This is a genomic window from Bacillus sp. F2HM, from assembly GCF_019266135.1.
Classification (GTDB): Bacteria; Bacillota; Bacilli; order Bacillales; family Bacillaceae; genus Bacillus; species Bacillus safensis.
Window position 1 is genome coordinate 40,986 of sequence record NZ_LRMO01000024.1, and the last position, 23,150, is coordinate 64,135.

Here is a 23,150-nt window from a genome sequence, read left to right on the forward strand (position 1 = left end):
TTTCACATGTTTATTGATAAGCAGTCACCTATTCCGATGTACCATCAGATTATGGAGAACTTGAAAAAGCAGATTGAGGATGGAACATTAGCACCTGATACACTCATTCCTTCTGAAAGAGAATATGCCGAACGCTTTGGTATTAGTCGAATGACTGTCAGACAAGCCTTATCGAATCTTGTGAACGAAGGATATTTGTATCGACAAAAAGGAAAAGGCACCTTTGTTAGCCGAAAAAAATTTGAACAGCCGCTTCAAGGCTTAACAAGCTTTTCAGAGGATATGCGCCAGCGAGGGCTCAAAGCATCAAGCCAGCTGATTGACTTTAAAAAAACCGCATGTCCAGAGCACTTGCTGCCAGTCTTACAGCTGTCTAATAGTGATGCTGTATTTGAACTAAAACGCATACGCCTTGCAAATGATGAACCGATGGCGATTGAAACGAGCTATATACCTGAAAGATTTGCAGGAGATTTAACAAAGGAACATTTAACTGGCTCTTTATATGAATATATAGAAACTCACACTGGCCATGTCATTGCTCATGCCAAACAGGAGCTTGAAGCCAATGTTGCCTCAAAGGAAGAAGCACACTTGCTGTCTATTTCAGCAGGAGACCCTGTGCTGTCCATAACAAGAACAACTTTTTTTCAACAAGACATTCCATTTGAGTATGTTGTTTCCGTTTATAGAGGGGATCGTTACAAGCTCATTCATACAATGGAAAGATAAACAGTGCCCCTGAAACGGAGCACTGTTTTTTTATTTCCTAAGAAATTTTATTTCGTCATCATTTTTTGTATGAATTTTCCATATTGGTGAAATAGCTTTTCCTTGAAAACGATCTTTTGCTACAGTGTACCAATAATAATCTTCATTTGGCTTTAAGCCCTTCCACTCAAAGCTTGCTTTTTTGCCGCTTTTTACGCCGCGCGCTTCTCCTAGAAGAACATTCGTATACACATTGAGTTCAAAATAATTGGTTTTGACAGATTTCATTTTCGGTGTCAAATCTACATCGATTGAAAATTCATCCTGATCTCCATACGTTTTAGGATCATAAAAATGCTCTTGATTCAAGTAAGGAGAGTATGTCGTAAAATGAAGTTGATTTTTTTCTTGATCGGCTGTTATGACCCTCATAAACCCTTGACCACCTTCAGGTCCTGACTGATAATCGGCGAGTATTTGATATACTTTCCTGTCGACTTTTCCATCATGGTCATCATCAAGCTCATCTACTTTCCTGCTTGCTCCATGGTAATGGCCGCTAAATACGGCCACAATATTAGGATGGCGTTTCACCACTTGGTGGAAGATGAGGTCGCCAATCGGGCTCCGGTTGCCGCTCACTAACAAATACTCATGGAAATTTAAAATGACGATACGATCTGGATGCTCAGAAATTACACGGTTTAACCAATCAATTTCATCTTGCTTAATCCCCCAGCCCATGTACACCATCATATAATCATTGCCGCCGGCAGAGATGAGATCATAATGACCTTTATTGTTTCGATAGGATTCACCATAGTAAGGCTTATCAGCAAAGCGTTTTTCCCCGAAATATTTCCCGTATTCCGCATATAAACCGTCCTTGTGTCTAACATCATGATTTCCTGCTAAAACACCATAGGGAATGTGATTCTGATCCAATACACGCATAAATGTATCAGCACGGTGCCATTGCTTATCCTTTGAATCATCCACAATATCGCCTGTATGGAACACATATTGAATGTTTAATTTTTCCCTTTGATCTCTGATCCATTCGACCATTTGTTTAAAGATATGAGGGTAGCTCTTTGCATAATATTGAGTGTCAGACATCCATACCATCTTATATGGCTTTTGCGATTTGCTGATTTCATCCTGTACTAGCAAATCAAACGTTTGATTCTTCATGTACTGTCTCACTGACAGCAGCCCTTTCAGGTAAAATTCCTTTTGATCCTTGGCAAAGTGATGAGTGATTTTATCCCACTTTTCCTGCTGGTGATTCCACGCGTACATTGTCACCTTTCTCCCTGACAATGAACTCCCTTTCCATACAGCTTCGACGACATCCTTTTCACGTACATCATGATGAACCTTAATTTGAAAACGATGATAAGGAAAACGCTGTAAATCTTTCGTTTCAACTGACTTCCCATCAACAAATGCAATACGGTTCCTTTCTTGATCAGAAAAAATCATTTCTCCTTTTTGGAGATAACTCTTAGGCGGTTCTGTCTCTGCTGCATACTTAAAAATCTTCATTGAAGGATGCAGCGATGTATATTGATAGGCACGATAAAAAGAGTAATCTAACTTATCATTCGTTGGATCCTTGGTTAGCACAGTTTGTTTTGATGATTTCATTTTTGTCTTATCTGCCACCCGCTCTGGTGTTTCAGGATGCTCATGTACCGTCTTGAACTCTTTTTTTAACGTCGACATGTTACCAGCTGCGTCTTTTGCTTTGATCGTAAACGTGTGCTTCCCAGGCTTTAATTCACTAGAGGACGTCTGATATGGCAAAGAAACTGGTTTGCCATCTACATATGCCTTCAACTCCTCTATGTCACTCCAGCGATCCGTTACTTTTGCTTTTAATGTAAAGGCGCCTTTATATTGATCCTTTGCTTGTACGTTGGTCTTAATTCTCGGCCCAGTGTTATCAACTTTTACACGTACTGAAGCGTGCTCGTCTGAGGTTTTGGCCTCAATCAGGTGCGGCCCTTCTTTCAGCCTTTTTGTGTCCCACTTTATATAGGTTGAGACATACGCCTCTTTTGGAATCTCAAATTGAAACGTTCTCACCTTTTTTGCGTTCCCGCTGTCTCCCATTCTCCATTCTTTTAGCGGCTTCGCATTGATTGGCGGAATTTGTGTTCCATTTGATAAGATCATCCTGACGTTTTTCAATTCAAAATCATCATGATTCTCTCCAGGCAGCCGGTCCATCGGAGAAGACTTTGTGCCAGCGTGGAAAGAGATCGTTTGGAGACCTGCCTTTTTTATCTCTTCTTCGGGTATTGGCATTGTATAGGTACGGTACACTTTTGTCGAATCATCAAAAATAGAAAGTAAACGCCTACCTATAGACACACCATTTTTAAAATATAAATTTGTTCCTTTGACATCAAATGCGATATATGGATCTGCTTCAAGGGCAGAGGATACTTGCTGATTCCGTTTTCCATCTATCCGCAATTCGATGCTTTTTTTCTGATCAGACGTTGCCTTTAATGAAAATAAACCTGATACCGTATCTCCCTCTTCTACATTGAATCGTAGACCGTGGGCTTTGCTGACCTGCTCCACATCAATCGTTTTTTTCAACGTCTTGGCTTCATTTTCGCCGTCTGACGCTTCAAGCTGATATTCCAATTGTTCTTTCCCAATCAACTCAGGTGAATAAATAATATGATGAAATAACCGGTCATTATGGTCTTTTTGCAGCAGTATTTCCTTAAACGGATCTTTTCGATTCGTTCGATAGCGCAGCTTGACGGTTTTTACGGCCTGATCATCTTGGACATCTGCTTTAATCTCTACACTTTCAGTTGGTTTCACCGGTTTTCTTACCGTCATATCTTCAATCACAGGTTTATGGATATCTTGAGAAATTTCCTTTTTTTCAGATGGAATTTGTGCTTTTAGCACTTTACCTGGAGTGGGTTCTTCCTCAATTTTCGAAATCAGCTTCGTCTGCGTCGTACCATCCATTGGATACTTAAACAGCAAGGATTTATGCTCGCTAAACCATGATGGCTTCAAACGAAATGCAGCAGAAGAAATCTCTTCACCTATATTTGTTGTGATCGAAACAAGACGAGATTTAGAGTTGGACAGCCCTTTACTCTCGATAATGGATAGATGCTCGCCCTCTTTTAATTGGCTTTTGTACATGGCATTAAAGTCCGCTGTCGTTAAATGCTCCTGCCCTTTTTTTCTCAGCCAGAATACATAAGGTTTTCCAGGTGAAATGATGACTGGATTTGTGTGAAAGGAATATACATCATCCATTTCAATGCCCTGTGCAGGATTGCGGTAGCGGAGCTGATAATGTTTAAGAGAGATAGGCGCATGTGTCGTGTTATACACTTCGATAAACTCAAAAGCATCTTTGCCTTTTCGGTTTTTTGAATTGACGACAATTTCTGTGATGAATAAGTCCGGAATATGTGAAAGATCTTCTTCAAATCCATTTAAATGAACCGATTTCTCTGCCGTTTTGATGACTGATTTTTGCGTAAGGAACTCTGTATAGTAACGAACGGTTGGATTCCATAATTGATCTGGCGGAATTTTCGCTGTAAATTCTGGCTTCATCCCTGGCAGCCGTTCCATTGGAATCAAGCGGTACCCCAGTTCATCACTTTGTTTATAATACAAGTTCGCAGACAAAATCTGTTCTTGGTCACTAATGGACGCACGAAACTGTAGATCATGGCTTTTTCCTAGAACCGGGCGGACGTCCACATGAAATTGGTCAAAGATAAAAGGCGAAAAAGGCTTGTCCGGTACATTCACTTCTGTTTGAAGAAAAGGTCCTGCTGAAGCAGGCTGACTGAAACAAAAAAGAATGATAAAAACAAATAAAAGCATGATTTGTCTGCTCACGTTCACCATCTTGCACCGCCTCCCTTCGGATATTGTGTCTCCTGAAGGTCGTTTTTATGTCAGATGGAACGGAGAAACGATGAAAATTTGCACAAAAAAACCGTTAGCTTTTTTTCGCTAACGGCTCTACAATTCCTTTTTGTATCAACAGATGGAAAATGGATAAAATGACAGCCATCCAAATGGCCGTTCCGAATCCATCAATGTTAAAGCTATCTCCCATAAAGCTCGATGTCATCATGAGTGTAATCGCATTGATGACAAATAAGAACAATCCTAGTGAAAGAACGGTCACTGGAAGCGTTAAAATGATCAAAAACGGCTTCACTAAAATATTGAGCAAGGACAAAATGATACTTGCCACAATGGCTGCGCCAAAACCTTCAATATACACGCTCCCGAGCCCAGGCAGAATGCCCGAATCAAAATATCCAGCAATGACGATTAAAAGTAATGCATTTACTAATATACTGACGATCCATCTAAGCATTTATTTAGTGCCTTCTTCCGGAACAACAAAATACCAGATGAAGTAGATCAGGAAGATCGGCATAAATGCTGTCAAAAATCCGATGATGACGGTTAAAATGCGAAGCAGGGATGCATCCACACTTAAATATTCCGCAAGTCCACCAACAACACCCGCTATTTTTTTATCTGTTGCTGAACGATAAAGTTTCTTCATGTAGAATCACTCCTTGTCTGATTGGTGCTTTACTTGTATTGAGCCTGTTTTTGTTTCTGCAAAAATGGATATACTGTGCACCGCTTGTTGATTGGCTTTGATCATTTTCTCTTTTTGTAATGTTTCATTTTTTTCTTTAATCATCTCTGCATCAAGTAAATCATGAGAGATAGACCCAAGATTGCTTTTCAGCTCAGCGGTCACTGCACATGCACGCGGAACCTGAACGTCCACACTGCCTGTTGTCGTTTTCGCATAGATGGAACGGCACTTTTCATCTGACAGCTGAACAGCAATATTTCCATTAAAGCTTTGAGCATCAATTGATTCACTTTTCCCGCGCAGGTCTATGAGCCCATTGATGGTTTCTACTTCAATCATACCACACTCGTGATCTGCCAGTTTGATTTGTCCGTTTGCTGTTTCTATTCCGACTTTTTCTGCTTGTAACGAAGCAAAAGAGACAACACCATTTGTCGTTTTTGCGGCAAGTTCTTTTGTCTTTAGCTTTTCCCCGCGAATCGGTCCATTAAACAGCTTGACCTTGATCTTATCGTATTGGATACGCGGTACGTATAATGTAACATTGACTTTCATCGTCTTCTTTTCGGTTCGAATAAAAAATTTATCTCCTTCAAGCCCGCAGTCCAATTGATTGAGAAATTGCTGTCTTGCCTGCTCTCCATCCTCTGCACGGTAAATTTTCGCATGACACTCTGCTCGAATATCTCGATCGTCCCAAGGCATCACGTTGAGGCTGCCGTTCGCCAATTGAATATCTAAATGGGAAAGCGATGCGTCCTTGAACTGAAAAATATGCTCAACATCAACGGACTGTCCAAAGTTCAAATCAAGATCCACGTCTTTTACCTTTTTCACCGCAGAGTCTAACCAGCCAAACAGCTTTGCCCCAAGATTCTCGGTGCCGTTTCCTTTGCTCTCTGCTCCAGCTTTTTCTTCATGAAAGCTGTGATCAGCCGTAGACTTTTCTAATGAGACTGACTGACCTTCTTCTAGTTTTTCCAGCAGCGTAATTGCTTCTTTTGCTGATAATACTCCGTCTTCTACTAATTTTAAAATTCGTTCTTTTTCATTCATACAAAGCCCCCCTAAGATTTGATGGATTGAAGTACTTTAATCCCTTGAATGATATTCCAAATGACAGAGATCAAAAAGCCAATGACTACTAAAAAAGACAAGATGAACACCGTCATGACTGGAATGAGCGAGTCACCTGCCTGTGTCTTCAATAAAAATGGGATAGACCCAAAAATCAACAGAATGCACGCTGCGACCGGCAAAAGATGTGACCATAATGCCCGCAATGCGTGCCGCTTCGTTTCCTTTTGATCTACTACAAAAAACGCCACGATCGGTACGATAAACGGCATAAATAATACACTAAAATAACAAATAGAAGCAATAATCGACTGATCTCTATTCATATATATTCGCTCCTTCATAACGAAAATCCCTTTCTAACTCATACGTTTATTGCGTATAAAAAGTTTCAAAATCATTCGATTTACATATGACCTTAGACACAAATTATTTCTTTTTGCACCTAAGAGTAGATTCTTCACAGATTACCCTTTAAAATATGTTGAAAAGATGGTGATTATCATTATAGGGGGTAATTATTTTGACAGATCATCATAATTCAAAACATACGGCTCAAACGCTTTTAGACCTTATACAGAAACAGAAAAGCATGAACAGCGATATGATCAAGGAGCTTGAGACCATTCATCCGTCTCATCCAAAGTATGGTGATATCCGTTATTTAAAGGTACTGCTCGACAGCAGCAGCACCCATATTTTAAAGGATTTAACGCACCTCAGTAATTTAATGCCGAAGGAAGATGTGCAGTAAAAGAAAAACCCCTCTTATCGAGGGGTTTTCTTTATGAAGAAGTCACACTTTCCGTTTCTTTAACCAGTTGTTTCATGCGTTTACGGTCACGCTCTAAAATAGGCTTCAAGTATTGGCCTGTATAAGATGCTTCTTCTTTTGCAATGTGCTCAGGAGTGCCAGAGGCAATGATCGTTCCGCCGCCTGCACCACCTTCTGGTCCAAGATCAACGAGATAATCAGCAGCCTTGATAATATCAAGGTTGTGCTCAATGACCAACACCGTATCTCCGTTTTCAACCAAACGCTGAAGCACCTTTAATAAACGGGCAATATCATCCACATGCAGTCCTGTTGTCGGCTCGTCCAAAATATAAAGGGACCTTCCGTTTGAACGGCGGTGAAGCTCAGATGCCAATTTCACGCGCTGCGCCTCTCCTCCGGACAATGTCGTTGCAGGTTGTCCAAGTGTAATGTATCCAAGCCCCACATCATAAATCGTTTGAAGCTTCCGCTTAATTTTTGGGATATTCTCGAAAAATTGGAGTGCGTCCTCCACAGTCATTTCAAGCACATCAGCAATGTTTTTCCCTTTATATGTGACCTCGAGTGTTTCGCGGTTATAACGTTTCCCGTGACACACTTCACAAGGCACATACACATCTGGCAAAAAGTGCATTTCAATTTTAATGATGCCATCCCCGCGGCACGCCTCACAGCGGCCGCCTTTGACGTTAAAGCTGAATCTGCCTTTTTTATAGCCTCGTACCTTTGCTTCGTTGGTTTGTGCAAACACATCCCGCACATCATCAAAGACACCTGTATACGTGGCAGGGTTGGATCTTGGTGTACGGCCAATTGGAGATTGATCAATATCAATGACCTTATCCAAATGATCCATTCCTTTGATTTCTTTGTGCTGCCCTGGCTTCGCCTTCGCTCTGTGCAATTTTTGTGAAAGTGATTTTAATAGAATTTCATTCACAAGCGTACTTTTTCCTGAGCCGGATACTCCGGTCACAGCTGTAAAGACGCCCAGAGGAAACTTCGCATTCACGTTTTTCAAGTTGTTTTCTTTTGCACCTTTTATCTCAATATAGCGGCCATCAGGCTTTCTTCTCTCAATTGGCAACGGAATAAATTTCTCGCCAGATAAATATTGTCCTGTTAAGGATTTCGGGTCCTTCATGACTTCTTCTGGCGTTCCAGCTGAAATCACTTCTCCTCCATGAACTCCTGCTCCGGGTCCAATATCTATTAAATAATCAGCGGCTAGCATGGTATCTTCATCATGCTCCACGACAATCAGTGTGTTCCCGATGTCACGCATATTTTTCAATGTCCCGATCAACCGGTCATTATCGCGCTGATGCAGACCAATGGATGGTTCATCTAATATATAAAGAACACCTGTCAGCCTTGAGCCGATTTGAGTTGCCAGGCGAATCCGCTGCGCCTCTCCGCCTGATAGTGTGCCAGCGGACCGGCTCAAATTCAAATAATCTAAGCCCACATTATTTAAGAAGGACAAACGCTCTTTGATTTCACGTAAAATGAGCTGGGCAATCTGCAAATCTTTCTCAGACAACTCAATTTTTTCATAGAAATCAAGGGCATCAGAGACAGACAAATCGGTGATTTCTCCGATATGCTTGCCATTGATGAGAACCGCCAGCGTTTCTTTTTTGAGACGATATCCTTTACATGTCGGACATGGCTGATTGGCCATATATTTTTCCATTTGTTCACGAATATAATCAGAGCTGGTTTCTTTATAACGCCGTTCAATATTACGAAGAACACCTTCAAACTCAATTTCATTTTCACGTACCTGACCAAAATCATTTTCATATTTAAAATAAATCCGTTCAGATCCGCTTCCATATAAAATTTTATCAAATAAATGCGATGGGATATCTTTCACTGGAATGTCCATGTCAATGCCGTAATGTGTACAAACAGCCTCAAGAAGCTGCGGATAGTATTGCGAGCTTTGCGGCTCCCATGGTGCAATGGCATGCTGCCGTAAAGTCAGATCCTTATTAGGAATGACAAGCTCAGGGTCCACTTCCAGTTTTGAACCGAGCCCATCACAGCTCGGGCAGGCACCAAAAGGACTATTAAATGAAAACATTCTCGGCTCAAGTTCACCAATAGAGAACCCGCAGTGCGGACAAGCATGATGTTCGCTGAATAACAGCTCTTCTTGTCCAATCACATCAATCATCACTCGGCCTTCGCCCAGCCGCAGCGCCGTTTCAAGGGAGTCAGACAGCCGAGCAGCAACGCCTTCCTTCACGACAATTCGATCAATGACTACTTCAATGGAATGCTTCTTGTTCTTTTCAAGCTCGATATCTTCTGAAAGATCCTCCATCTCTCCATCGACTCTCACTCGTACATAGCCCTGCTTCCGAATTTGATCAAGCACTTTCACATGTGTTCCTTTGCGGCCGGATACAACTGGTGCAAGCACTTGTAATTTCGTTCTTTCAGGATATTCTAAAATACGATCTGTCATCTGCTCAATCGTTTGTGACGTAATTTCAATTCCATGTATAGGACAAATAGGTTTTCCGACACGAGCATACAAGAGACGCAAGTAATCATAAATTTCAGTGACAGTACCAACTGTTGATCTAGGGTTTCGGCTCGTCGTTTTCTGGTCAATACTAATCGCCGGAGAAAGACCTTCAATGGCATCTACATCCGGTTTATCCATTTGCCCAAGAAATTGGCGTGCATACGCTGAAAGAGATTCAACGTATCTGCGCTGACCTTCTGCATAAATCGTATCAAAGGCAAGCGACGATTTTCCTGAACCAGATAATCCCGTAATGACCACTAGCTGGTCACGCGGGATATTGACATCAATATTTTTAAGGTTGTGGGCTCTAGCACCTTTCACCTCTATTCGTTCCATAGCCATCAGGCAATCATCCTTCCGCTTTTAGCTCTAGCAATAAATCTCTTAATTCTGCTGCTTTTTCAAAATCAAGCGCTTTTGCTGCATCTTTCATTTCCATCTCGACTTTTTCGATCACTTTTTCTCGTTCTTTTTTGCTCATTTTCGACAGCTTTGGTGCTGCTTTTGTTTCGTATTCTTCTGAATCCTCATGTATCTTTGTTGCCTTAATGACATCTCGAATTTTCTTATGGATCGTTTGCGGTGTAATCCCGAATTTCTCGTTATATGCTTCTTGCTGTTCTCGTCTTCGCTTCGTTTCTTGAATCGCAATGTCCATCGATTTCGTCATATTGTCTGCATACATAATGACCCGGCCTTCTGCATTTCTCGCTGCACGGCCAATCGTCTGGATGAGGGATCTTTCAGAGCGCAAAAAGCCTTCTTTATCCGCATCTAAAATGGCCACGAGCGACACTTCTGGAATATCCAGTCCTTCACGAAGAAGGTTGATTCCAACAAGCACATCATATTTACCGAGACGCAGATCACGGATAATCTCAATCCGCTCAAGGGTCTTAATCTCTGAATGCAGGTAATTCACCTTGATTCCGATTTCTTTTAAGTAATCTGTGAGATCCTCAGACATTTTCTTCGTCAGTGTGGTCACAAGCACACGCTCATTTTTCTCAACTCGTGCATGAATTTCTCCAATTAAGTCATCAATTTGTCCTTCAATCGGACGGACTTCAATGATTGGATCAAGTAATCCTGTTGGACGGATAATTTGTTCCACAACCTCTGGTGTTTTCTCAAGCTCGTATGGACCAGGCGTTGCTGATACATGCACAATATGATTGATATGCTTTTCAAACTCATCAAAGGTGAGCGGTCTGTTATCAAGTGCTGATGGCAGGCGGAATCCGTGATCAACCAACACTTGCTTTCTAGCTTGGTCCCCGTTGTACATGGCGCGGATTTGCGGAATCGTCACATGCGACTCATCGACAACAATCATAAAATCATCTGGGAAATAATCAAGCAGTGTGTAAGGTGTTGAACCAGGAGGACGCAAAGTCAGATGTCTTGAATAGTTCTCGATTCCTGAACAAAAGCCCATCTCTCTCATCATCTCAAGGTCATATCTTGTCCGCTGCTCAAGGCGCTGCGCTTCAAGCAATTTTCCATTTTCACGAAGCTTTTCAAGCTGTTCTTCTAGCTCTTGTTCAATATTTATAATTGCTTTTTCCATTTTTTCTTCTCTTGTGACGAAGTGAGATGCTGGGAAAATCGCCACATGATCACGATCACCAAGTATTTCTCCAGTCAGCGCATCCACTTCACGAATACGTTCAATTTCATCACCGAAAAACTCCACTCTGATACAATGCTCATCTCGTGAAGCAGGAAAAATCTCAACAACGTCTCCTCGGACTCGGAAGGTTCCGCGCTGAAAATCTATATCATTACGAGAATACTGAATATCCACCAGCTTACGAAGAAGCTGATTGCGTTCAATCTCCATTTCAGTACGCAAAGACAGCACAAGCTCTCTGTATTCCTCTGGCGAACCTAAGCCATAAATACAGGACACACTAGCAATGATGATGACATCTCTTCTCTCAAATAACGAGGACGTAGCCGAGTGTCTCAGCTTATCAATCTCATCATTGATGCTGGCATCCTTTTCAATAAATGTATCGGTCTGAGGTACATATGCCTCTGGCTGATAATAATCATAGTAACTCACAAAATATTCAACAGCGTTATTCGGAAAAAATTCCTTGAATTCGCTGTATAACTGACCGGCAAGTGTCTTATTATGCGCAATGACAAGTGTCGGTTTGTTCACTTCTTTGATCAGGTTGGAGACAGTAAAGGTCTTTCCCGTACCTGTAGCACCTAACAGCGTTTGATGCTGTTTCCCCTGATGGATCCCCTCAACAAGCTTTTCAATCGCCTTTGGCTGATCTCCTTGGGGCTGATAGTTAGAAACTAATTCAAAGCGGTCACTCACATCAAAGCCTCCGTTTCGTTTACGAAATCTATCTAATGAATATATTATCATAAAAGAACACAAAAATACGAACTAAAGTTCGGCTCTTACTTGATTTTTATTTCCAATACAGTCATACCCTCTCTCCCATGGCAAATAACCCTCTTAATAAAACCTTCCTTTCAGTATGGAACATTTTGGAGTGAGATATTCGATGAGCAGAAAAAGAAAGCTGCGCTTACTAGAAATCGTAAGCACAGCTCTTGTTTAAAACATGTCAGTTTTCAGCCATCATGCTCTTGATGGCGGTGACATCATTGATTTTTTTCAGCTTTTTCTCTTTTTTCGATTTCTTTCTTAGCCATAAACAAAGCCCCAGCTACTAAAGAAATAATATCTAATCCCACAATAAAGTAGGTTTCTGTATAGCCCTTCATGTACGAAGCAAATAAAAGCGCTGCTGTTAACGCAATGCCCACGTAATGATTGTAAGTAACCTTTGAAAATAAAATAACGAGCAGGAAAGGAAAAACTAGTGCAAATATGGCTTTTGTAATCACAAAAACCCTCCCTCTTCATGGTCTACTTCCTTGATTATAGTAAAGATTGGCATATTGAACAATTCACAGTTTTCAATTTCGCCTTTTTTCTTCATGTTCGGAGACTTTTGTTTTAGAAATAGAAGGAAATTAGTGAGATTGTCCCCTTTGTAAAGATAGGTCTTTCCGTCTTTGACAATAACATCCAATCAATCCTATGATTAAAATGATAGTGCGCACTATCATTTTAAATAATAGAGAGACAGACATACAAACCATTGGCTATTTGGATAAGGGGGCATTCCCATGTATTCAGTTTTATTTCATGCGGCTGAAGAATCCTCATCACTCGCAGGGGCAAAAGGCCTGAATTTAATCAAATTAAACAATCACGGCCTGCCAGTCCCAGATGGATTTATTATCAAAACCAACAGCTTTGCAAGCTTTCTTTCATATCACAATCTGCAGCCAGCAGAACAAAACCTTTCTCAAAAAATCAAAGAAGCATCGTTTCCTTTACAAATGGAAGCAGAGCTACTTTCGTCCTTTCAATCCTTGCGGAAGACTTACCCCTCTGTTGCAGTCAGGTCCTCTTCTGTTGCTGAAGATCTCGAAGGTGCCTCATTTGCAGGACAGTACGAGACCTATTTAAATATCAAAACAAATGAAGAGTTTTTACAGGCAGTCAAAGAATGCTGGTCTTCTTATTTTGCCGCGAGAGTCACAGAATATAAGGAAGAGATGAATGAAAATGAGGAAGAGATGCCGCTCATGGCCGTTGTTGTTCAAGGGTTAATCCATTCTGACGTCTCCGGTGTCATCTTTAGTGAGAATCCAGTATCGGGGAAAACAAATGAAATGATGCTGACCGCAAGCTACGGCTTGGGAGAAGCAATTGTCTCCGGTCTTGTGACACCGGACACGTTTATTGTAGATAAAGAAAACTTTTTGATTGAAAAAACACTTGGGGCGAAAGAGCTGCAAATTGTTCCTTTCCAAGAGGGTGTCATCGAACAGCCAGTGGCGGAGAAATTGGCTGGCCAGTTTTGCCTGAACGATGATCAATTGAAAGAAATCACACAAATCACGAAACAAGTAGAAGAACTTTACGGACATGGAGTCGATATCGAATTTGGCATAGCAGATGGGTCGTTTTATTTACTTCAAGCAAGGCCGATTACTACAGCTCTTCCAAAAGCAGTAAATGAAACAGCAGGTGCTTCTTTTCAAATGAAGCCAGAAGAGCTGCAGGATTTCTGGATTTCAATGGATGATCATATGCCTGGTCCAACGAGCCCTCTTTTCTCAAGCCTAATCATACCAGCCTTAAAAAGCGGGATGAAGAAAAATGGAGAAAAGTATCAAGTACCTGATATGAACATCAAAGATATTAAACTTTACAGAGGCCACCTATACTCAGCACCGGATCTGCCAGAAGCGCAAGAAGGAGCTGCACCCGTTTTTGATGAAAGTATATTTGAGTTATTTCCTCATTTAAGTGAACGGATGTATGAGATTTTAGAGAAAAATTTCTTTCCATTTTACGAAAAACTCGATCGCCAAATGAAGGAACCTATGACCATTGAAAAGGCCATCATTGGTTTTGAAGAATTAAAGGATTTTTATATTCAAGCATATGATGATCATTTTGATATCGTCATACCACAAGTCATTCTATCAGCCATCATTGAAGACATGCTTGTCACGTATACTGGTGATCAAACCCAAGTCGTCTTGCTGCACGAAATGATGATAGGCGTGATGAACAAATCTCTTGAAACAGACAAGGTGCTATCTGATATCGCAAAGGATGTCCTTCAAGATCCAGAACTTCATCAAGCATTTATTCAACATGAAAAGAACTCGGAGCTGTTACATGCACTCAATCACTCGGAAAAAGGAAGGCATTTCATTTCGAAATTGGAGGATTTTCTCCAAGTTTACGGCTGGCGATCTGTTAAAAGTCATGACCTTACAGATGAGACTTGGGCAGAAAACCCGAAGTTTATATTAGATATCATCAGAAATAACATCCATTGCCATTGTGATTTTGATGAAGAATTTGCAAAAGCAGTGATCAAAAGACAAGAGACATATAAACATTTTATGAGTCAAGTGAAGGATGAATCGTTTAAAACAAAATTTGAGACGCTGTATCAATTTGCCCTTCAAGCAGCGAATATCCGAGATGACCACCACTTCTATATTGATGCCATGTTAGATGCAAAGGCCCGGGTATATCTATTAAAAATTGGTGAACTTCTTGCAAAAAAAGGAGCCATTCCTCATCAAGAAGATCTTTGGTATCTCTACGATGAAGAGGTACAAAAAGCGCTCACAACGTCTATCTCATTTGATTCGGTTATCCAGCAAAGAAAGATAGAAATGAAGGAAAATGAAGACATTCAACCACCGGCTTACATTGGCACACCAACTGAAGCGGAACTGCAGCAAGTAGAAAGAATGCTTGGTTCATTAAGAGAAAATGAAAACAACACACAGGATGTGATCCATGGAATTGGCGCATCCAGCGGTATTGTTTCTGGAAGAGTAAAAGTCATTACATGTGCTGACGAATTCTCACAATTTCAAAAGGATGATATTTTAGTTTGTAAAACGACCACACCTTTATGGACGAGCTTATTTAGAGATGCGAAAGCAGTCATCACCGATGCTGGAGGCATTTTATCTCATTCAGCTATTATCGCAAGAGAGTATATGATGCCCGCTGTCTTAGGTACTAGAATAGCAACTGAAACACTTCAATCCGGTGACCTTGTGACAGTAGATGGCAGCAATGGACGCATTCAGATATTAAAGCAGCATTCGCGTGCATAAACTTATCATTTTGGATGATATTGGCGGTCATAGGTTTTATCGGTATACTTACTTTGTTGCAAACACATTCATAACCTGAGGTGAGTATGCTTGTTAAAATCTACAAATCAACGAATCATTCGCGCAACAATGGATTTATTAACTGAAAAGGGCTATCAAAAAACAACAACCAAAGAAATAGCAACAAAAGCGAATGTGAGTGAAGCAACTATTTTTCGCAACTTTAAAAACAAACGCGGCGTCATTGCTGCCATTATGAAAATGAAATCAACACCGACAAAAACCCTAGAAGCAGAATTCAAAGGCGATTTATACACCGATTTGAAGTTTCTCGGTACCTATTTCCTTGAGGATTTGACTTCCAAAAAAGAATTTATTTATATCAGCATGCGAGAACCGGCTATGTTTAAGGATTTAACCAGTCATGAAAAGATTTACCCTCAAGAACTAAGAGAAATGCTCATACAATATTTCAAAAAGATGGGTGCCCAGCATCATGTATTAAAAGGAAATGAAGACATTTATGCAGACATTTTCATTAGTACGTATTTCGGATTTTTTATTCAGCAGCTAGAGCAAGATTTTCAACTCGTTCTCACACAAAAAGAAGATTTTATTGAAACATGCACACACATTTTCATGAGAGGAATTTCTCCCGCTTAAAGGGTGGAATTCTTCTTTTTTACAAAAGGTGGTATACACATTGAGATTAAAAAAAGAGAGTTTCGTCATCTATTCCTTGTTACTTGGAGCTATATTAGTTCCAGTCAATTCAACGATGATCGCTGTCGCTCTATCATCCATATCAACGTATTATGATCAATCCCTTGCAAACATCACTTGGGTTGTCACAATTTATCTTATTGTCATGGCAGTCACTCAGCCTATCGCTGGTAAGTTAGGAGATATATACGGACATCGGCGAATGTATTTAATTGGGGTCATGCTCTTTTTAATTGGCTCAATTGGATGTGCTTTAGCTCCTAATCTAGCTTTTCTCATCACTTTTCGTTCCATTCAAGCAGCTGGCGGTGCTATTTTAACACCGAATAGCATTGCATTGATTCGTGCAACAGTATCCCCCGAAAAACTGTCTAAAACAATGGGGTATTTTGGGTTTGGAGCCGGTATTGGTGCCGCACTTGGACCTTTTATTGGTTCGATTCTTATTCAGAGTTTTGATTGGCATTCTATATTCTTTGTCAATATCCCATTCTTGTTCCTTACACTTGTTACCGGCGTATTACTCATTCCAAAAACAAAGCATACACGCTTACAAGCAAATGTAGACATCACTGGTTCACTATACTTAACCATCGGGATTGCCACACTCATTCTATGCACTAAAAGCCAATTGCTAAATGAATACTTGATCTATGGAATTCTAGCGTTGATCGTCATTCCTTTATTCTTTAAACATGTACGAAAAGTAAAGAATCCGATCATCGATTTGTCGCTTTTTAAAAACAGTTCATTTACAAACGCAAACCTGTCGATCATGCTAAGTAATTTTGTGATGTATGCCATTCTTCTAATTATGCCGCTGTTTATGGAACAACAACTTGCACTTTCTCATACACAAAGCGGTATTATTCTATCAGTATTTTCTCTTTGCATGTCTATTAGCGGCTTGTTAGGGGCAAGACTCCATCCGAAAAAAGGCGCGAAAAAAATGATTGGCTTTTCATTTCTCTGTCTGACTTTATCAGGCATCATGTTAATCACACTCAGTCAGTTCCCTACCTTACCACTGCTTATCGTGACACTTGTTACAGGTGGAATTTCATCAGGTATTGGAATGACCAGTATGCAGATGGCTTCTTTAACGTCTGTTGATCAAAACTTATCTGGTTCAGCATCTGGTATTTTCTCTACCTTTCGATATTTTGGCAGTATCATTTCGTCTACATTGATTGGGATCATGAGTGGTTTTCAATCTTTATTTATTGTATTAATGGGTGCAGGCATTCTTGGTTTCCTTTTATCTCAACGTGTAAAAACCAAATCAACCTCCCCATCATCTGAACATTCCGCCTAATGACTCCCTTGCTCTATGTTTAGTTAGAGCGGGGAGTTTTCATCATTTGTATCACTGTAAACTATAGCGAGTGCATCCATCAAATCCTGAAAATCATCTTTTAAAGAAGAAAAAATGGCATATGTCCAGACAAAAAAGGAACTTCAGGTACAAATGGTCTTCCTCACTTACCTAAAAGCTTTTTTTCATTCTTTCAGCATAGATAACTTCAATTTTTTTTCACAATTTTTGTGGTATGATTTTGAAAATAGAGAACGCAAAGGAGCGGAAGAATGGAACGTATGAAATATATTTTGATCTGTTTATCAGCTCTACTTTTATTCCTGACAGGCTGTGGAAAAGAACAGCAATTTACGCCGCCAGGCAGCTCTCAATCCATCGCTGTCATCTCTCAATTAAAAAAAGCCTCCTTTTCAATAGTTGATATACAAAAAAATAAAATGCTCTCTTCTGTGGATTTAAAACACCCACTCACTGATCTTATTCAAATCAATAAAGACGTCATCATCGCTACAAGTAAAGAGGGAGAATCCCTTATCGAAATTAATCTAAAACACGGTACAGCAACTGATTATATGAATGTGGATAAAGGACTGACTTCCCTTACATATGATGCAGCTTCTCATACATTAATCGCTGCCAACTCACAGAAAAATGTCGTTTATTTTATTGATACGGAGCGCAAAAAAATAAAATCGACTGTGAAAACTGGAAAATTACCTTCTTCTATGACTCTTTCTTCATCAGGTATTTTATTTGTTTTAAATGCAGAAAGTCATACTGTCTCCGTCATAGATATTGAAAAGGAAAAAAATATACGTACGTTTTCTGTACTTGAACGGCCTTCTGGGATTCATTTTGATGGACGGTCCATTTGGATCGGCGGCCATGGTAAACAAGGCACCTTAAATAAGAGTATTTTTGCTTATGACCCTAAAACTGGAAAAAAACAGCGAGAAATAAAGCTAGGCGTTATGCCTGTTGCATTTTTTCCAGAGAAAAATTCTTCTACTTTATATGTACTATGTCATGGAGATCATACGCTATACAAAGTAGATACCAAAACAAATAAACAGCTTGCTTCTGTTGAAACTGGTCAAAATCCGAATTATATCACCGCTGATACGACATCAATTTATGTGAGTAACTTGGATGACAACTCAGTATCCATCATCGATAAACACTCACTTATCATGAAAAATCAACTGAATGTCCCATCAGGACCTTATGCTATCGTGTTGGAGGAAAAGAAATGAAGGAACAAATGCGTATTTTAATCGTAGATGATGAGTTTGATATGCTTGAGTTAATCGGGTCTTTTTTAAAGAGACATGGCTTTCACATTATCACTGCGAATAATGGAAAAGATGCCTTGCATCAGCTTGAAAAGGAATCTGTTGATCTTGTTGTATTAGATATCATGATGCCTGACATGGATGGATTTGAAGTTTGTCAGCGTATTCGACAAACATCTCAAATACCGATTTTATTTTTAACAGCGAGGAGTTATGAAGAGGACCGAATTAGAGGACTTGAAATTGGAGCGGATGACTACATCATGAAGCCTTTCAGTCTGCGTGAGCTTGCAGCAAGAATTGAAACAACCCTGAGGCGAATTAGAGGTCTTTCGCTAAAGCGCAGCCGAATACAGATTGGTGACATGGAGATTGAACAAGATGGCAGACAAGTTTACCTCCATCAACAGCCCGTTAATTTAACAAGAAGAGAATTTGATTTACTCATGTTTCTTTTGCTCAACCAAGGACAAGTGTTTTCAAGAGAACACCTTTATCAAAAATTGTGGGAATCACATTCAACGAGCGGCTCTTTAAGAACAGTCGATACACATATCAAAACGCTGCGACTGAAATTAAAGGAAGCAGAACGATATATTAAAACCGTTTGGGGTGTCGGCTATAAGTTTGAGGAGGAAGAATGAAGCCATTATCGATTAAAAAGAAAGTACTCTTCTTAATTCTTGCAGTGATCGGAATCGTTGCAGCCTCAGCGCTTGCCCTTACCTTTTACTTATACCAGCACTTATATATTGATAAACAAATTGATTCCTTAAGTTTGCAAGGTAAGAAGCTGGCAGAAATCTATCACACACATGGGAAAGACAAGTATTTTACCGATAGAATGAAATGGGCAAATGACTCAAGTCAGGCGAACGTCATTTTTACAGATGATCCAATGGAGCTTTCAAGTGGTCTTCCTTTTGATACGAACACAAATGATAATCTCATTACGTTCAAGGAACGCCAAAAGCTCCTTCAAGGTGAAACCGTCGTGTTAATTAGAGAACACCCACAGTTTCACCAAGATATTCTTGGCATTGCCATCCCTGTTTTCTCAAGCAATGATGATCTATCAGGAACTATTTTCCTCTCCGTGCCTTTATCAGATGTATATGAACCCTTTGTCCAAATTAGATTGACGCTTGGTATATCCATCTTATTGATTCTGCTCCTGATATTCTTGATCGGATATAAGAGCTCCAATCACATTGTGCAGACAATAAATAAAATGAAAGAAATTGCAATGGAAATGGAATCTGGTGATTTCTCAAAACGAATGGCCGTAACCAAAAAAGGAGATGAGTTAAACCAGCTTAGCCGCTCCTTTAATAAACTGTCTTCAACCCTCGAAAAAGTTGAACAGCACCGCAGGGAATTTCTTGCGAATGTCTCTCACGAACTTAGAACGCCTTTAAGTTATATGAAAGGCTATGCAGAAGGAATTGAAGAAGGGATCATTGATCAAAAAAAAGGCATGCAAATCATCCAAGATGAGGCCACACGTTTAAGCCGGCTTGTGCACGATCTTTTAGATCTTGCACAGTTAGAAGGTGACTCTTATCCACTTACAATGGAGCCAATCGTCTTTGCACAGCTCATCCACGATGTTCTTGATCAAATGGCATTCATCGCTGACAAAAAAAGCATTACTTTCAAACGAACGCTTGAAGAGGATTGTATTGTTTATGGTGATAGCGACCGTCTCCAACAAGTAATACGTAATTTACTGGACAATGCCATTCATTACACGCCATCTGAAAAATCAATATCGATTGAATTACAAGTTCACCAAGGTGTGGCTGAATTGAAAGTGACCGACGAAGGCAGCGGTATTCCAAAAGAAGATCTCCCACATGTTTCTGAGCGATTTTATCGTGTAAATAAAGCACGAACAAGAAAGGATGGCGGCTCTGGCCTTGGACTAGCCATTGTCTATCAAATCATTAAAAAACATCATGGAACATTCGACATTCAATCTGAACCTGACTTTGGTACGACAGCCATTATTCAACTTCCCAATGCTCCATTCAATGAGAGCTCACCTACTCTATAGCTACTCACATATTTTAAAATATCATTTGGAATTACTACTTTATCAATAAATTCTGCATCCATAGGATTTTCTACAACTAGAACAGCTCTTTTCATCAAGAGCTGTTTTTATTTCTAAAAAATAAAAAAATGGTCTTTTTTTATTAACATTTTATTCATATTTGCTTGTTACACTTTTTTCAAGTGAAGAAAAAGGAGTGACATGCTTTTGATCAGACGTTTTCAGAAATTTGATATTTATTTATTTTTCATATTGATCTTATCTGCCATCTTAAACATTTATAACATTTGGGAAGATGATACGGTGAATGCGTATTATACTGCGGCTGTCACAAGTATGATGCAAAGCTGGCATCATTTCTTCTTTGCTTCATTTGATCCAGCAGGGTATGTCACGGTGGATAAACCCCCGCTCACTTTCTGGCTGCAAACGATCAGTGCCAAAATTTTTGGTCTCCATGGATGGAGCGTCATCTTGCCTCAAGCTTTAGCGGGTATTGGATCTGTTTATCTGATCTATCGTCTTGTCAAACCAACTTTTGGTCAAGCAGCGGCAAGATTAGCGGCACTTATCATGGCGTGTACACCTATTGCGGTTGCTGTATCTCGCACAAATAATATTGACAGCTTACTTGTCTTTATACTTTTACTAGCAACAGGAATGATGTTCAAGGCTGTAAAACAGCAAAAGGTTCTTTGGGCGATTGCTTCGTTTGCGATGATTGGCGTCGGCTTTAATACAAAAATGCTACAAGCCTATATGATCGTGCCAGCACTCATTCTTTTTTACATCCTTGCTTACCGATCGACATGGAAGAAAAAATTACTCTCGCTGATCGTTTCAATGATTGTCCTTTTAGGTGTATCTGCTTCATGGTCAATAGCGATTGATCTCACTGCCAAAGAGAATCGTCCTTATATCGGATCAAGTGAATCGAATTCTGCATTAGAATTAGCCTTTGGTTACAACGGTCTCCAGCGGCTGACTGGTCAACAGTCTGGCGGGGGAGGCGGCACAAATCAGGGTAAGGGGCAGCCACCTTCACAGCAGGGTGATCAGCAAAATGACAATGATTCATCCACCATGCCTCAGCCGCCATCTCATGGAAATCAAAACAACTCAGACAATTCAAACCAATCACCCAGTCAGGAACAGCCTTCAATGCAAAGACCACCAAGCAGTGCAGACAGCACAACACCACCTGATATGCCTTCAGGCGGTAATGGTGATGGACCTCCAACTGGCGGGGGCGGAAAAATGGGAAATGGCTCCGGCATGTTTGGTACAGGAACCAAGGGACCGTTACGTCTGTTCCAATCTGAACTGTCCGATCAAATCAGCTGGCTGCTTCCATTTGCAATCTTCGGTGCGATTGGTATCTTCTTCTCGACTGCCTTTGAAAGAAGACGTCTCAATACAAAACAAAAAGAAACACTATTTTGGTTAGCATGGCTTATTCCTGTTGCTGCATTTTTCAGTGTAGCAGGATTTTTCCATCATTATTATTTGATCATGCTGGCACCGCCAATTGCTGTATTAGCAGGAGCCGGATGGGTTTCTATGACACAATTGTTCCAAACAGGAACTGGGTTTAAAAAATGGCTGCTTCCAATTGCGATATTCGTCACAACAGCATTTGAAATCTTTATCCTATCTACTTTTACAAGCACGATCGGTCTTGGACTAAGCATTGCAGTCGGTATCATTGGTGTTGGAACAATCCTTTCTCTGCTTTTGATAACAGGAAAAGAAAAACTAAAACAATTCGTGTCTCTTATCGCCATCCTTGGCATGCTGATTGCACCACTATACTGGGCAAGCACACCTCTTCTTTATGGGGGAAACAGTATGCTTCCAGAGGCTGGCCCTCAGCTTGCAACTTCAAGTGGCAGCATGAGTTCACAAGTCAATGAAAAGTTGATCAGCTATCTTGAGAAAAATAATACGGGAGAAGAATTCCTATTCGGAACAACAGATGCAACCACTGCTTCACCTTACATTATTAAAACAGGAAAAGCTGTTATGGCATTAGGTGGATTTAGTGGATCTGATAACATTCTCACGCTTAGTGAATTCAAACAGCTCCTCAAAGACGGCAAAATCAAATACTTCTATCTTTCTGGTATGAGAGGCGGCAGCTCTGACATTCTCACTTGGATTCGAAAAAATGGCAAAGAAGTACCTGCTTCTAAATGGCAGAACAGCTCTACATCCAAAACGAACCAGCAAACAGACAGCCAACAATCAGAACAAAATGATCAGTCAAATAGAAGAATGGGCGGAATGGAGAGCGGCACTCTTTATGAACTATCCGTTGATTAATTCATCTATTAAAAGG

17 protein-coding genes are annotated in these 23,150 nt (G+C 40.3%); 9 read left to right on the forward strand and 8 right to left on the reverse strand.

The features are described 5' to 3' along the window. Positions 1-6: 6 nt before the first annotated feature. The gene (locus AWT60_RS15110) at positions 7-732 is read left to right on the forward strand and encodes a GntR family transcriptional regulator (RefSeq protein ID WP_087976100.1); all 726 of its coding nucleotides are present in this window, start codon (positions 7-9) and stop codon (positions 730-732) included. Positions 733-762: 30 nt separating this feature from the next. Here the strand turns inward: AWT60_RS15110 and AWT60_RS15115 are convergent, their stop codons facing one another. From AWT60_RS15115 to AWT60_RS15135, 5 genes are all read right to left on the reverse strand, one after another. Continuing rightward, positions 763-4,617 carry a metallophosphoesterase gene (locus AWT60_RS15115; RefSeq protein WP_163115063.1) on the reverse strand — a complete coding sequence of 1,285 codons (3,855 nt, stop codon included), beginning with the start codon at positions 4,615-4,617 and terminating at the stop codon, positions 763-765. 94 nt (positions 4,618-4,711) lie between these two features. Next, positions 4,712-5,098: a phage holin family protein gene (locus AWT60_RS15120; protein ID WP_024423577.1), complete on the reverse strand. Its 387-nt coding sequence runs from the start codon at positions 5,096-5,098 to the stop codon at positions 4,712-4,714. Further along, a complete protein-coding gene (locus AWT60_RS15125) occupies positions 5,099-5,293 on the reverse strand; it encodes a PspC domain-containing protein (protein WP_024423578.1) in 195 nt (64 codons plus the stop codon). 6 nt (positions 5,294-5,299) lie between these two features. Beyond that, entirely contained in the window at positions 5,300-6,391 is a 1,092-nt protein-coding gene (locus AWT60_RS15130) for a DUF4097 family beta strand repeat-containing protein (protein WP_041107952.1), read from the reverse strand. Positions 6,392-6,402: 11 nt separating this feature from the next. Further along, entirely contained in the window at positions 6,403-6,738 is a 336-nt protein-coding gene (locus AWT60_RS15135; protein WP_076840130.1) for a hypothetical protein, read from the reverse strand. A gap of 197 nt (positions 6,739-6,935) precedes the next feature. Here AWT60_RS15135 and AWT60_RS15140 point away from each other — a divergent pair, with 197 nt between their 5' ends. Continuing rightward, the gene (locus tag AWT60_RS15140) at positions 6,936-7,166 is read left to right on the forward strand and encodes a hypothetical protein (protein WP_024427654.1); all 231 of its coding nucleotides are present in this window, start codon (positions 6,936-6,938) and stop codon (positions 7,164-7,166) included. Between the two features lie 31 nt (positions 7,167-7,197). Here the strand turns inward: AWT60_RS15140 and uvrA are convergent, their stop codons facing one another. The 3 genes from uvrA to AWT60_RS15155 form a co-directional block, all read right to left on the reverse strand. After that, positions 7,198-10,074 (reverse strand): excinuclease ABC subunit UvrA, encoded by a 2,877-nt coding sequence (gene uvrA / locus AWT60_RS15145; RefSeq protein ID WP_034623782.1) that lies wholly within the window; start codon positions 10,072-10,074, stop codon positions 7,198-7,200. Between the two features lie 7 nt (positions 10,075-10,081). Then, complete coding sequence (uvrB, locus tag AWT60_RS15150; protein ID WP_024423583.1) at positions 10,082-12,067, reverse strand: excinuclease ABC subunit UvrB; 1,986 nt, start codon at positions 12,065-12,067, stop codon at positions 10,082-10,084. Positions 12,068-12,360: 293 nt separating this feature from the next. Next, positions 12,361-12,606, reverse strand: a complete 246-nt coding sequence (locus AWT60_RS15155; RefSeq protein ID WP_034281059.1) for a CsbA family protein — start codon at positions 12,604-12,606, stop codon at positions 12,361-12,363. A 285-nt stretch (positions 12,607-12,891) separates the two neighbouring features. Here AWT60_RS15155 and AWT60_RS15160 point away from each other — a divergent pair, with 285 nt between their 5' ends. The 7 genes from AWT60_RS15160 to AWT60_RS18830 all read left to right on the forward strand — a co-directional run bounded on the left by AWT60_RS15160 (position 12,892) and on the right by AWT60_RS18830 (position 23,134). Then, positions 12,892-15,423: a PEP/pyruvate-binding domain-containing protein gene (locus AWT60_RS15160; protein ID WP_218677425.1), complete on the forward strand. Its 2,532-nt coding sequence runs from the start codon at positions 12,892-12,894 to the stop codon at positions 15,421-15,423. Between the two features lie 90 nt (positions 15,424-15,513). Continuing rightward, positions 15,514-16,086: a TetR/AcrR family transcriptional regulator gene (locus tag AWT60_RS15165; RefSeq protein ID WP_046313085.1), complete on the forward strand. Its 573-nt coding sequence runs from the start codon at positions 15,514-15,516 to the stop codon at positions 16,084-16,086. 40 nt (positions 16,087-16,126) lie between these two features. Then, the gene (locus AWT60_RS15170; protein ID WP_076840134.1) at positions 16,127-17,461 is read left to right on the forward strand and encodes an MFS transporter; all 1,335 of its coding nucleotides are present in this window, start codon (positions 16,127-16,129) and stop codon (positions 17,459-17,461) included. A 272-nt stretch (positions 17,462-17,733) separates the two neighbouring features. Next, complete coding sequence (locus tag AWT60_RS15175; protein WP_041107964.1) at positions 17,734-18,717, forward strand: YncE family protein; 984 nt, start codon at positions 17,734-17,736, stop codon at positions 18,715-18,717. Continuing rightward, on the forward strand, positions 18,714-19,400 hold the full coding sequence (locus AWT60_RS15180) for a response regulator transcription factor (protein WP_076840136.1): 687 nt from the start codon (positions 18,714-18,716) through the stop codon (positions 19,398-19,400). The genes AWT60_RS15175 and AWT60_RS15180 overlap by 4 nt, the downstream gene beginning before the upstream one ends. Then, positions 19,397-20,812: a HAMP domain-containing sensor histidine kinase gene (locus tag AWT60_RS15185; RefSeq protein ID WP_076840137.1), complete on the forward strand. Its 1,416-nt coding sequence runs from the start codon at positions 19,397-19,399 to the stop codon at positions 20,810-20,812. The genes AWT60_RS15180 and AWT60_RS15185 overlap by 4 nt, the downstream gene beginning before the upstream one ends. 207 nt (positions 20,813-21,019) lie before the next feature. Then, positions 21,020-23,134 carry an ArnT family glycosyltransferase gene (locus AWT60_RS18830; protein ID WP_076840139.1) on the forward strand — a complete coding sequence of 705 codons (2,115 nt, stop codon included), beginning with the start codon at positions 21,020-21,022 and terminating at the stop codon, positions 23,132-23,134. Positions 23,135-23,150 lie beyond the last annotated feature (16 nt).